General features: G+C 58.2%; 11 protein-coding genes. 7 read left to right on the forward strand and 4 right to left on the reverse strand.

Annotated features, from left to right (window positions below; translation table 11 throughout):
• Positions 1 to 297: 297 nt before the first annotated feature.
• The 4 genes from Q0X23_RS02130 to Q0X23_RS02145 all read right to left on the reverse strand — a co-directional run bounded on the left by Q0X23_RS02130 (position 298) and on the right by Q0X23_RS02145 (position 5,031).
• Entirely contained in the window at positions 298 to 1,062 is a 765-nt protein-coding gene (locus Q0X23_RS02130; protein ID WP_297858755.1) for a hypothetical protein, read from the reverse strand.
• 111 nt (positions 1,063 to 1,173) lie between these two features.
• Positions 1,174 to 2,346, reverse strand: a complete 1,173-nt coding sequence (locus tag Q0X23_RS02135) for a glycosyltransferase (RefSeq protein WP_297858756.1) — start codon at positions 2,344 to 2,346, stop codon at positions 1,174 to 1,176.
• On the reverse strand, positions 2,321 to 3,604 hold the full coding sequence (locus tag Q0X23_RS02140) for an O-antigen ligase (protein WP_297858757.1): 1,284 nt from the start codon (positions 3,602 to 3,604) through the stop codon (positions 2,321 to 2,323). Before Q0X23_RS02140 ends, Q0X23_RS02135 begins: the two co-directional genes overlap by 26 nt.
• Positions 3,601 to 5,031, reverse strand: coding sequence for a lipopolysaccharide biosynthesis protein (locus tag Q0X23_RS02145; RefSeq protein WP_297858758.1), 1,431 nt, complete (start codon positions 5,029 to 5,031; stop codon positions 3,601 to 3,603). Before Q0X23_RS02145 ends, Q0X23_RS02140 begins: the two co-directional genes overlap by 4 nt.
• Before the next feature lie 236 nt (positions 5,032 to 5,267).
• On the opposite strand from Q0X23_RS02145, the gene Q0X23_RS02150 reads away from it, so the two are divergent.
• The 7 genes from Q0X23_RS02150 to Q0X23_RS02180 all read left to right on the forward strand — a co-directional run bounded on the left by Q0X23_RS02150 (position 5,268) and on the right by Q0X23_RS02180 (position 13,010).
• The gene (locus Q0X23_RS02150; RefSeq protein ID WP_297858759.1) at positions 5,268 to 6,053 is read left to right on the forward strand and encodes a hypothetical protein; all 786 of its coding nucleotides are present in this window, start codon (positions 5,268 to 5,270) and stop codon (positions 6,051 to 6,053) included.
• Between the two features lie 176 nt (positions 6,054 to 6,229).
• Positions 6,230 to 7,399, forward strand: coding sequence for a choice-of-anchor Q domain-containing protein (locus Q0X23_RS02155; RefSeq protein ID WP_297858760.1), 1,170 nt, complete (start codon positions 6,230 to 6,232; stop codon positions 7,397 to 7,399).
• Positions 7,400 to 7,759: 360 nt separating this feature from the next.
• A complete protein-coding gene (locus Q0X23_RS02160) occupies positions 7,760 to 8,998 on the forward strand; it encodes a glycosyltransferase family 4 protein (protein ID WP_297858761.1) in 1,239 nt (412 codons plus the stop codon).
• 9 nt (positions 8,999 to 9,007) lie between these two features.
• Positions 9,008 to 10,327 (forward strand): nucleotide sugar dehydrogenase, encoded by a 1,320-nt coding sequence (locus Q0X23_RS02165; protein WP_297858762.1) that lies wholly within the window; start codon positions 9,008 to 9,010, stop codon positions 10,325 to 10,327.
• Between the two features lie 9 nt (positions 10,328 to 10,336).
• Positions 10,337 to 11,284 (forward strand): Gfo/Idh/MocA family protein, encoded by a 948-nt coding sequence (locus tag Q0X23_RS02170; protein ID WP_297858763.1) that lies wholly within the window; start codon positions 10,337 to 10,339, stop codon positions 11,282 to 11,284.
• A 2-nt stretch (positions 11,285 to 11,286) separates the two neighbouring features.
• Complete coding sequence (locus Q0X23_RS02175; RefSeq protein ID WP_297858764.1) at positions 11,287 to 11,865, forward strand: acyltransferase; 579 nt, start codon at positions 11,287 to 11,289, stop codon at positions 11,863 to 11,865.
• Positions 11,862 to 13,010 (forward strand): DegT/DnrJ/EryC1/StrS aminotransferase family protein, encoded by a 1,149-nt coding sequence (locus tag Q0X23_RS02180; protein ID WP_297858765.1) that lies wholly within the window; start codon positions 11,862 to 11,864, stop codon positions 13,008 to 13,010. Before Q0X23_RS02175 ends, Q0X23_RS02180 begins: the two co-directional genes overlap by 4 nt.
• Positions 13,011 to 13,050: the final 40 nt, after the last annotated feature.

The following is a 13,050-nucleotide window of genomic DNA, read 5'->3' on the forward strand; positions in this document are numbered from 1 at the left end:
CAGGCGCTTTAACGGGTTTGGCCCACTCAACCGCCGGCCCCGGCTGCGGGCCGGTTTGGCCACAGACACAGCGCCCCGGGTTTCCTTGCTAGAAAGGGCTCGAGGCCCCCGATAAGCCAATCCAGTGGTTATGGGCTAGATAACGGTTCCTTAACGCTGGCGTTTACACGGCTTACCGAGCGGCTGATTTCTCTGGAAAAGAGAATATTCTCTCCCCAACAGCTTAAAACCTTTGCACTATCCCACGCCGCGGGGCCTCTACCCACCGCCTGTGGTTGCCAAATTACGTTCAAAAGCCTAGCCGGGCAGCCTAAGGCGGTAGTCCAGCGCTTCCCAAACCCGCCGGAGGTTGTCTGAAGCGTTCACCGGAATGTTGGCCCGCCAGTGGCGGGGGTGCAGCAAGACCTCGATTACCGGCTGCCGGGATTCCAGCGCGGCCAGGGGGTTGCCGTCCAGCCAAAACGTAGGGTAGGGGCCATCGGAGTAGCGCTGGGTATAGTGTTGCTGCAGCGCCGCGTCGTAGGCCTCGAGCTCGATACCCAGCGCCTCGCGCAGGGCCGGGTCTTGCAATAGCTCGAGGTTAATCACACCCAGCCTGCGGTTAAGCCAGTCGCCATGCGAGGCCACCGTGTGCAAGGGCAGGCCGGTCTGCATCTTCACCCGGCGGTAGTTATCGGCGAACAACGCCCGTATAGCGGGCATGTGCGCTTCGACCTCGGCGCGGCTACGCAGGCGATAACGCTTGGCATAGACCGCCAGCTCCTCGTAGTGGTAGCTGGCTTCGCTGCCCGCTTCGTGAATGGCTTGCATTAAGCGAACATCCAGGGTCGAGAGGCGAAAATAAAAAGTACCCCTTACCCCCAGATCGCGCAGCAACTGCCACAAAGCCCTGGTCGTAGGCAGGTCGGTATCAATATCCAGGCGCAGCACCAGGTGCAGGCCGGGTCTGGGGCCCCCGGCTTTGATTTGTTCCCAGAAAGAAGCAATCGAGTGCACCTCGTAGCCCAAAGACAGGGCCCGCTCGAGCAACAAGCGCAGCTCGCCCGTGCGGTCTGGCAGCATAAAGTCGGAGTACAAACGGTTCAAAACCGACCGCACAAAATGGCCATTGCCCTCAGGGCTTTGCGAGTTGTTTGGCTTCAGTATGCGCATTTCAGAAAGGCCCTCCCCACATCACGAAAGCGGTTCCTTGCTGAGAAGTTGTTGGTAGAAGCGCAGGAGTGTTCGCGCGTTTTGCGCTGCGTCGTAGTGCTCATACACATGGGCTTGCAGTCGTTCGGCCCGGGCGCGGGCTTCCTGGGGATTTTTGCGCAGTTCGTTCAGGGCCTTGATTATGGCCTCTGGACTTACCTCCTCGAGGGGAAATCCGGTCTGCTGGTTGATCAGTTCAGGCGTACCGCCGTACTGGCTGGCAATCACCGGCAGACCCGCCGCACCCGCTTCAACCACAACCGTGGGCAGACCTTCACGGTAGGATGGAAGAATAAAGGCATCGACAGCGGCCATATAGGTTCGCACCAGGCTGTTGGGTTGCTGACCCAACACCACCACCGAGGTACGCGAAGCGCTGACCAGGGTCTCGCGCAATGGCCCGTCTCCAATAAAAACCGCCATCAGGCTCTCGTCGTCGAGCAAGTGCAGGGCTTGAGCAAGTTCCGACACACCTTTGTACTTCCAAAGCATTCCTACGAACAAAAGCACAAAGCGGTCCTGTGGTAGCCCAAGCTGGTCGCGAAGGGTGCTTTTGTCGGGCCTGGCCTGCAGGGGGGAAAGACGCAGACCCACCCGGTGGGTCAGCACCGGGCGCTGGGTCAGGGCCTGGGTTCGCTGGCGGATGGCCTCGCTTACCGCAAGAATCAGGTCGGCCTGGGCCAGCACCTGCCGGAAATAGCGCATGTAGCGCGGGTTCTGGTAGGGGTAGGTGTTGGCGTCGTCGCCGTGCAGGGTTACGACCAGGGGTTTGCGCCAGCGGCGCTTAAGATGAAGACCCAGGGTGCCCTCGGGGTGGGCAAAATGCGCATGTACCAGGTCATATTTGGCGAGATCGTCAGGCAGGGTGGGGGCTTTGAGCAGGTGGGGCCAGCCCCAGAGATTCTCACCGGGAACCGCCAGATACCGCGGACGGTAGACCCTGGTTCCTTCTACCTCGTACTGGGCAGGAATCTGGGCGTAGCTCCGCCAGGCCGGTTTCAAGCGGCCCATACCGGGCAACACCAGGGGCAGTGGGGCGTGCACCTCTATCTGAAGGCCCAAACGCTGCAACTCCAGGGCCTGGGTTTGTACAAAGATACAGGCCGAGGGGTGTACTGCCGAGGGAAAGTCAGGGCTTAGGAGCAGTAGACGCATAGGTGCCTCGAAACATCATGGAAAGTCCGTGCAAGAGCGCTATAGTTAGCCACAGGTATTTACGTTCAAGAATGCCCAGAAATGCGCCCTGAATCAGGTAAGCCAGAAGGCAGGCTTTTAATATAAGGATCAGGTCAGGGTGAACCGACTGCCTCAGGCTCACCCGAAGCAAAACCCACATCCAGGCCAGAAATATCCCCAGCCCAACCAGGCCAATCTCGGAAACGAGCTCGAGGTAGATGTTGTGGGCCCCCCGGCCATCGGTAATGTAGTAGGTGTCAATGGACTCGAGGGCCGATTCGGTCGCGGCCCCTAGATCAAACAGCGAGGTGAAGGTTCCGTAACCATGCCCAATGAAGAGGTTCTGTTGCGCGATATGCCAACCCACCGTCCAGATGGCCGTGCGGCCCGCACCCCCATCTTCCGCCGCCGAGGTTACCCGGGTAGCTAAAAACTGGTTCACTGCCGGTAGCTGGTACAGTGCCACAAAAGAGAGTGCGAGCATCAGGCTTATGGATAGCATTCGCTGCCAGCCCAGGCGTGGCAATATGACCAAAAACAGGGTAACTATAATGGCCACCCAGGCGCTGCGAGTACCCGATAGCACCACCGCCAGGGTACAGGCCGCAAAGCAGGCCAGGCTGTACCAGCGCATCCATGGGCTTTTCGCTGCTAGCCACAAACCCACCGCCACCAGCGAACCCAGCAAAACGATAGCGGCAAAGTCGGCTGCATCTGCTGAGCCCGCAAAGCTGGATCGGCTCGAGGGGTTGCGCAGGTAGTTAGAGATACCTTGAAAAGCTGCAATCAAAGCCCCTAAAGAGTAAGAAAACAGGAGGGGTTGAAGAGTTTTGGGGCGTGCCATAATAAAAAAGGCTATGGCCAAAGCCCCTATGAGGTGCTGGGCCAGCGCCTGGAGCTTATCCCAGGTAGCCGAGGGATCTACCGACCAGAAGTAGCTCGCACACGCCCAGAACATTAGAAGTACAGCAAGTATCGAGATGCGCAAGCGGGGCACTTGCCGCCAGGTCAGCACTAAAGCTGGAAACCAGGCAATTTTAGGGCGTCGAACCTGGAAGGCCAGGGCCAGCAAAAATAGTCCCAGGAGCCCTTTCGATAGGGTGAATACCCCCTCAATGGCAAATACGCCTTCCAGCGGCAAGCTGAACGTATACAAATACAGCAGGATTTGCGGAAAGGCCAGCCAGGCCCACAAAGGAAACATCAGGGTTGCTGTCACCGAGGCTACGGCCCTCATTCCAAACCTTCCCTTCGTATTTCAACAAAACTCCTCAGAAGCAGCAAAAAAACCACCAAAACCGCAGCACCCACCCACCACCAGCCTTTCAGCCAGTAGCCCGCGCCCCATAGCAAAAGCAGGCCGAGCAGGTCGAACCAAACATACTTGCGCACCTTCAGCCAGAACCCCGGCCAGCTTGCCCCCGCTGCACGAAAAAAAAGCCCTATCGAGAGCAGGGCTACCAGCAGGCTGCTCAGGGCAAAAAGAACCACAGCCCAGTACATCTGCTGGGTGGTTACGCCCCAATAAATCGCCCCCATGCGCAGAAGCAGTTCGAAAATGGTAAAGGCCAGCAGCCCCCGCTGCCATTCGCGGATGGTTAGCAGGTTGGATAGGGGTTGGGCCACCATGGAAAAAAGCAAATAGGGGGCCAGTAGTTGCGCGTAGCGACCTGCTTCATCCCAATTGGCCCCAAAAACCAGCGGAAAGGCCACAGGCGCCACCACCCACAAAGCCCCAAAAACGGGCAAACCCAGTGCAAACAGCACTGCAGCAGTCCGCTCGGTAAGCTGGGCCAGGGCCGGCGTGTCGCGCGCAGCAGCCGCCCTGGAAAAGAAGACCTGGCCAATGGACTGGGCAACCAGGGTAACCGGAATGGTGGTGATGCGGTAGCTGAGACTAAACTGGCCCATAGCCGCAGCACCAAAAAAAGCCGTTAGCACGATAAAAGGCAGATGAAAGCTGGCCGCGGTGAGCAATGCCGCGCCTGTGCCATAAATAAGGAAACTTCGGTAGCGATGCGCTACGCGGTAGAGAGACTGGACAGAGATGCCCTGAAGCGTCCGCGGCCACAAACGCACCAGCGCATGTACGCCCCCCAAACGTCCCAGGACATCGCCCAGGATTAGCCCCCCTGCACCCGGGGAAAAAAGACCTGGTAGCACCTGGCCGAGCGCCTGCCACAAGCCCTGCTGAAACTTGGTCTGCGCCAGCACACCGAACCGAGATAGCCGCAAAGCCCACATACTGCCAGCCTGCATCAGGGCTACGCAGGCCAATCCCAACAAAACCAGCCAGGCAAACCAGACCGGCAGCACGATGTTAAACCAACCGGAAAGCGCCTGTCTCAGCAAAATAAATGCCACGCCTATAAGCACACTCGAGCCCAATCCGAGCACGAGGGACAGCACCAGCAAGTTGCGGGCCTCGGTCTCTTCTTTGGGAAGCTGTATGGCCTGCTCGTACCGAAGGTTAAGCACCACCGCGGCCAGAGAAAGAATGGAGGTGTACAAGGCCAGTAAGCCAAAGTCTTCCGGGCGGTACATTCGCGTCAAGAGGGGCTGTACCAGGATCACCAGTCCCTGCCCCAGTATGGTACTGCTGGCCAGCAAAGCGGCGTTGCCAGCGAAAGAGGGTTGGGTCAACAGGCGCTTAATGCGGGTCATAGACAACAACGGAACTCCGAGCCAGCTCGCTCCATCTCAGTTTTATGGTACCTAGCAGAACCTATTTGGTCTGGTTTTATGCGTAACCTCGAGCGTTAACTTCACCATAGGATGGTTAAGTTGAGCAGCAAAAGTTCATTTGCGATAGCTTTCCTGAAGTCTTATGGTTAGGCTAAAGAGCGCCTAGCTTTTGCGCTTGGGTCTTTCCCGGCCATTTGGGCCCACTGAGGACAAACATGAGAAGCATGACCAGCATGACCGACTTTGACCGCTTGCTCCTTAGCTTTAGCCGCTATATGTGGGCGCTGCTCGGGCTGTCGGTAGGAATTGCGATCCTGGCCTACTTTTTAGTCACCGCTCAGCCTCGAGTCTACGAGGCCACCACCCGCCTGCTTTCCGCCAACCCGGTCGAGCTTAGCTCGAGCCTCAACACCCCTCAACTGCGGCCTTTAGCGGCCGCGGCCTATCGAGAGGCCGCTTACAGCACCCTGGTCGTAGAGGAAATGCACCGCCGCTTCCCGGGCGTTTTACCAAAAGAAGTAACCAAGATACGGGAAAAAATGCGGATTCGCTCCATCGAAACGGTGGGCTCTACTTCGATTGTTTTTGTTTTGAGCGTGCGTGATAAAGACCCTCGCCAAGCAGCCGCCATGGCCAACGCCTGGGGCGAGGCTTTGCAAGCATGGGAAACCGCTTTAGTACGCGAAAATTTTAGGCGTGCCAGCGCTTCCCTGGAAAGCCGGCTGCGCTGGGTAGATAACCAGCTCAGCCAGGCGAGTAACCGAACCGACCTGGCGGGCCTACGCGAACTGCGCGCGACCATTGAACGCGACCTGGGCATTGTGCGCTCGTTGGAAAACAGCGCCAGCGGCCAGCTCTCAATGCTCTCAAAAGCAGAAGTGCCCACCGATGCCATCTGGCCCAGACCCCTTCTGACAGCAGGCATTGCCGCGGTAACCATTCTATTGCTGGGCTTTGTGCTCCTGGCTGTCCGCGACCGCTTATTCGGGCCACAGGGCTAGCGCCGCATAATATACGGCCTGCTTTTTGCCGGCCTCAAGATGATACTCCCTAAGCTGCAGGGGTTCTATACAACTCGAGAGCACTCCTATAGCATGACCTTATATCGCCTGCTTGCACCTGCCAGCGCTTGTGTCACGCCAGCTCGATATAACCTTATTTTCTATATTCCAAACCTATGAGAACATTACTCGAGCGCATCGGAAAAACGGCCAGAAATAGCCAGGTCTGGCTGTCATCACTGCTGCTCACCGTATGTGCCGCCTGCATTGCCGGAACACAAAGTGGGCCTGCCTTTCCCAATCCAGACATCTCTTATGGTTTGTTTAGCCTGTCTCAAGGCCCCACCTTTTATGTAGGGCCCGGCGGCAGCAACGCCAACGACGGCAGCCGCGAGCGTCCCTGGGCTACCATTACCTTCGCCGCCGCCCGGCTCAAGCCCGGCCAGGTCTTGCGCGTCCTCCCGGGCACCTACAACGAAGCCGTTAGCGTCAGCGTCAGCGGCACCGCCTCAGGGCGCATCGTCATCGCCTCCGACACCCGCTGGGGCGCCAAAGTCAATGCCCAGGGCGCCCTTTTCGGTATCGATGTCCGCGGCAGCTACGTAGATATCGTCGGCTTCGAAGTTACCGGCGCCACCAACAGCGGCATCGTTAGCTGGGGTAGCCACATCGGCATTCTGTTCAATTATATCCACCACATCCGGGCCCAGTGCGATACCAATGGCGGGGCCGGCATTAACACCAGCTATCCTGACGCAACCGGGGTTAGCATCATGGGCAACCTGGTGCACGATATCGGCGAAATCGGTGCTGGTGCATGTACTCGCATCCACGGCATTTATCAAGGCAGCCCAGGGGGCGTTATCCAAAACAACATCCTCTACCGCGCCCGAGGCTTCGGCATCACCACCTGGCAGGCGGCCACCGCCGTTACCATCACCAACAACCTCTCCTTTGCCAACCTTTACGGCGGCATCTCGGTCGGCTCGGGCGACAACACCCGCGGCAACATCGCCCAGAACTTCCTGGTTGCCAACAATATCGTAGTGGGCAACCCCAGGGGCATCAGCGAGGAAAACAACACCGGCCAGAACCGCTTCCTCCACAACCTGGTCTGGAACAACACCACCAACTGGCGTCTGCTGACCAGTTCCCACCAGGGCAGCCTGAGCCTGGACCCCGGCTTTGTGAACTATAAGCCCGATGGCAGCGGCGATTATCGCCTGAGCAAAAATAGTCCGGCCATCGACCAGGGCATCGGCGAAGCCGCTCCAAAGATCGATTTTTTGGGGCAGAAGCGCCTGCTAGGTGCAGCACTCGACCTGGGGCCTTTTGAAGTACGCTAACCCGATTTCTTTATTAAAGCGCCGTTATCTACAGATCTCTCATGAAGCGCTTAGTTCACAGGGGGCGGTGCTTGAGGGTAACGCACTGGCTGGGTCAAACAACCGGCCAACGGGCTTCAAACTGACTACACTACATGAGATGAGTTGCTCACAGCACCCCCAAGCCCTCCGCAGCCGCTGGAGGCACACAAATAAGAAGCCCGGCATGAGAGCGCATCTCTTTCAGTCGGCATACCTGCGGTTGCTTGAACCCGCAATCCTGCAAAAGATGGGGCTACATCTCTCTTTTCGGTCGGCAATAAGCCGCAGGGCTTCCTCCGCAAAAAACTCGAGCATAGCGCACCACAGGTCGGAGGCATTGTGCGTTTCTTGTTTCTGACACAGTATTTCCCACCCGAGATTGGGGCCGCCCAGGTGCGGCTGGCTTCTGTGGTTCGCGAACTGGTGCGGCTGGGGCACGAGGTGGAGGTGGTCACGGCCCTGCCCAACTACCCCACCGGGCGTATTTTTGCAGATTACCGAGGAAAGTTTGCCCTCGAGGAGACCTGGGAAGGGGTGCGGGTGCAGCGTACCTGGCTTTACCCGGCTATGGGTACAGGCGTGCGACGCCTGCTCAACTATTTCAGCTTTGCAGCCACTTCGTTATGGGCCTTGCTACGCGCCCGAAAGCCCGACTTTATTTTTGTAGAGTCACCCCCGCTTTTCTTGAGCATTACAGCCTTCCTGGCCTCTCGGTGGTTCCGCGTACCCTTCATTTTTAATGTGGCCGACCTGTGGCCCGACTCGGTGCGCCAGCTGGGGCTCATGAAGGAAGGCCCCCTGCTCAGGTTGGCCGCGGGCCTCGAGCGCTGGAGCTACCAAAAAGCCACCTACGTAACGGCCGTGACAGAGGGTATTCAAAAAATTTTGCTAACCGAGAAAGGGCTGCCCAGCCACAAGGTGGTCTACCTGCCCAACGGGGTGGATACCACCCTCTTTCGCCCCCTGCCCCCTGATCAGGCTTTAGCCAAAGAGCTGGGCCTGGAGGGGAAAAAGGTCATTCTGTATGCGGGCAACCATGGCTATGCGCACGGCCTCGAGGTTGCCCTTCAGGCTGCCCAGCACCTATCCAACCCCGACATAGTCCTGGTACTAATCGGAGACGGTTCGGAAAAGAAGCGGCTAATGGAAATGGCTCAGGAGATGGCCCTGCGCAATGTCCGCTTCCTGGATCCGCAACCTCCGGCCTACATTGCCCGCCTCTACTCCCTGGCTGTAGCCGGACTCTCAACCTTGCGCGACTCTCCCCTCTTCGAGATGACCCGTCCGGTCAAAATTTTTGCTGGTATGAGCTGCGCCAAGCCCATCGTGTATGTGGGTAAAGGGGAAGGAGCCCGGCTGATAGAAACAGCCCAGGCAGGTCTGGTCAGCCCCCCAGAAAACCCCGAAGCGCTGGCCCGCCACATCTTGCAGATAGTAGATGAGCCCCAGCTGGCCCAGCGCCTGGGCGAGAACGGGCGGCGCTACGTGGAAGAACACCTGAGCTGGTCGAGCCTGATTCAAAGCTGGCTGGAGAGCCTTCAACCCAAACAACCCCAGAGTGCAAAAGTACCCGGATAAGGAGCAAGCATGCAAACAGCCATAGATCCCAAAACCCAGCTACTACAACGCATTGAGGACAAGAGCGCCGTGGTCGGCGTGGTCGGCCTGGGCTATGTAGGCCTTCCTTTTGCGGTAGAGAAAGCCAAGGTCGGCTACCGCGTGATTGGCATAGACCGCAGCAAGCAGCGCGTGGACAAGATCAACCGCGGCGAGAACTATATTGGCGATGTAAAGGACGAGGAACTAAGCGACCTGGTGGCCCAGGGCCTCATCCAGGCCACAACCAGCTTCGACTGCGTACCCGAGCTGGATGTGATCGTTATTGCTGTACCCACCCCCCTTACACGCAATCTGGTACCCGACCTGCAGTACGTGGAGGGCGTTACTGCCGAGATTGCCAAATACCTGCGGGCGGGTCAGCTAGTCAGCCTCGAGTCCACCACCTATCCGGGCACCACCGAGGAAATCATGCTGCCATTGTTGCAGCAAAGCGGCCTTGAGCTGGGTCGCGACTTTTTTCTGGCCCATTCACCCGAACGGGTAGATCCTGGCAATGCCCGCTATACCACCAAGAACACCAACAAAGTGGTGGGGGGTGTGGGCCCGGAAAGCCTCGAGGTAGCCATAGCCTTTTATAGCAAAACCATTGATCACGTAGTGCCGGTAAGCAGCGCTAAAGCAGCCGAGCTGGTCAAGGTTTTTGAGAATACCTTTCGCGCAGTTAACATTGCTCTGGTCAACGAAATCACCCTGCTGTGCGACCGCATGGGGCTCAATGTGTGGGAGGTGCTGGATGCTGCTTTTACCAAACCCTTCGGCATCATGCCCTTTTATCCCGGCCCAGGGGTTGGGGGACACTGCATCCCCCTTGACCCGCATTACCTCGAGTGGAAGGCCAAGGAATACAACTTCAATACCCACTTCATCAATCTGGCGGGCGAAATCAACCGCAAGATGCCCGAGTTTACCGTAGAAAAAGCCACCCGGGTACTAAGCCAGCACGGCAAACCCCTGCGCGGGGCTAAAATCGTGCTGCTGGGCATGGCCTACAAGGCCAATCTGGACGACTATCGTGAGAGCCCGGCCATCGAGGTTTTCAAGCTCCTGCAGAATCAGGGGGCCGAGGTGGTATTTCACGATAGCTGGACGCCCCACATCGAAGAGCACGGCCTGGTAGCCGACAGCGTAGAGCTAACCGACGAACTACTGCAAAACGCCGACCTGGTCATCATCACCACCAACCACAGCAACGTGGATTACAAACGGGTGGTGGCCCTGTCCAGGGCCGTGCTCGATACCCGCTACGCTACCCGGGGTCTGAAGGCCGACCATGTGGTGCTTTTGTAAGGAGGAAGGATGAAGAACTTTGCGCTCATCGGGGCTGCGGGCTACATCGCCCCCCGGCACCTTAAGGCCATCAAAGATACCGGCCATACCCTTGTGGCTGCGCTGGATCCATTTGACTCGGTGGGAATTTTAGATAGCCATTTCCCACAAGCCGAGTTTTTTACCCAGCCCGAGCTGTTCGAGGACTATCTGCACGCTTTGCGCGGCACGCCCCGGCAGGTGGATTATGTAAGCATTGCCAGCCCTAACTACTTGCATGCCGCACATATCCGCATGGCCCTGCGAGCCGGCGCCGATGCCATCTGCGAGAAACCTCTGGTGCTGGAACCCAGGGACATTCTTCAACTCAAGGATCTCGAGGCCGAGACCGGGCGACGGGTGTGGACCATTTTGCAGCTGCGCACCCACGAGGCCCTGCTCAACCTGATGCACCGCCTGCAGAGCGATTCTCGTCGCACCTACGAGCTGGATCTGACCTACATCACCAGCCGGGGTACCTGGTACCTGCGCAGTTGGAAGGGCCGCACCGAGCAATCCGGGGGGCTGGCCACCAATATTGGGGTTCACTTTTTCGATATGCTGGCCTGGCTTTTTGGCAAAGTACAGCAGGTGGAGGTACACCGCCGCGACGACACGGTAGCGGCTGGTTACCTGGAGCTCGAGCGAGCCAGGGTGCGGTGGTTTTTATCCATTGATGTGAACCATGTACCCGCCGCCCTGAAGGCCCAGGGTAAGCGCACATACCGCTCCATGCTTCTGGATGGGCAGGAAATCGAGTTCTCCGAGGGCTTTACCGACCTGCATACTCGAGTGTACGAGCGTACCCTGGCAGGGCAGGGCTTCGGTCTGGACGACACCTATGAGGCCATTGCAACCGTTGCCCAGATTCGCAACCTGCCCCTTTCAAACCGCAAAGACACCATGCACCCGTTCTTGCTTGAGGCTGTAAGCGGCTAGATATGGAATACTTCAAACACGAGACTGCCGTAGTGGACGAGGGGGCCCAGATTGGTCGGGGCACCCGGATCTGGCATTTTTGCCATATCTCGGCCAAAGCGGTCATCGGGGAGAACTGCTCCCTTGGGCAGAATGTGTACGTGGCCAACAACGTGCTCATCGGCAACGGCGTCAAGATACAAAACAACGTTTCGGTGTATGAAGGGGTCATTCTGGAGGACTACGTTTTTTGTGGGCCCAGCATGGTTTTTACCAATGTACTGACCCCGCGCAGCGAGTTCCCGCGCAACTCTTCGGCCAATTACGGTCGAATCCTGGTAAAGCGCGGTGCCAGTATTGGCGCCAATGCCACCATTGTCACAGGGGTTACCCTCCACGAAGGTGCGTTTGTAGCGGCCGGGGCAGTGGTGACCAGGGATGTGCCCGCCTACGCAATAGTGGCCGGGGTGCCCGCACGGATTATTGGTTGGATGAGCGCCTATGGCGACCGCCTCGACTTTAGCCAAAGCGACACAGTAACCGACTCCCAGGGCCACGTCTACCAAAAGGTGGGGCCATATGAGGTGCGGAGGCTAGTATGAAGACCTTGCAGCAGATTCCCATCCTGGATCTCGGCGCAGAAGTAAACGAGCTATGGGACGAACTCAATGCAGCCTTACAAAGGGTCTTGCGCGCCACCCAGTTCATCATGGGGCCTGAGGTAAGCGAGCTCGAGCAAAAAGTCGCGCACTACCTGGGGGTTAGACACGCCATCGCCCTTAACTCCGGGACCGACGCCCTGATCATTGGGCTAAGGGCTTTGGGGATCGGGCCGGGGGACGAGGTGATTACCAGCCCCTTCACCTTCTTTGCCACCGCTGAAGCCATTAGCCTGCTGGGTGCCAAGCCAGTATTTGTGGACATAGACCCCCATAGCTTCAACCTGAACCCCGACCTGCTCGAGGCCGCCATTACCACAAAAACCAGGGCCATCGTACCCGTTCACCTGTATGGCCACCCAGCTGCCATGACGGCCATACTGGAGCTGGCCCGGCGGTATAACCTGAAGGTACTCGAGGACTGTGCCCAATCCTTTGGCGCGCGCTACGAGGGCGACCCGGGCGAGAGCCAGCGCCGCCCCGATTTGCTCCACCGTCATACCGGCTCACTGGGTGATGCCGGCGCTTATTCGTTTTTCCCATCCAAAAACCTGGGAGCGTATGGCGACGGGGGGTTGCTGGTAACCTCGGACGACGCCACCGCTGAACTAGCCCGCATGCTCCGGGCCCACGGCTCGCGCAAGAAGTATTACAACGAGCTCATCGGCTACAATTCGCGCCTCGATACCCTGCAGGCTGCTATTTTGCTGGTCAAACTGCCGCACCTGGAGCGTTACAACCAGGCCCGCAGGGCCATTGCCGAACGCTACAACCAGGCCCTGGCCGACACCCCGGGTCTGCGCACACCCGCGCTCAACCCAGGTCATGTCTTCCACCAGTACACCGTGCGTATTCTGAATGGGCGGCGCAACCAGGTTCAACAACGGCTAAGCGAACTGGGTATTGGTACGATGGTCTATTACCCCACCCCGTTGCATCGTCTTCCGGTCTATCAGAACCAGGGTCTGCACCTGCCCGAGAGTGAGCGGGCTGCCGCCGAGGTGCTTTCACTGCCCATCTGGCCGCAAATGAGCCAGGCAACCCAGGAGGTGGTGGTGGAGGCGCTCAAGAAAGTGCTCAATGGCTAGTCACCCGTACCAATCTACCAACAGAGCTATGCGTAAAGGG

This window comes from Meiothermus sp. (genome assembly GCF_026004115.1).
Lineage (GTDB): Bacteria > Deinococcota > Deinococci > Deinococcales > Thermaceae > Meiothermus.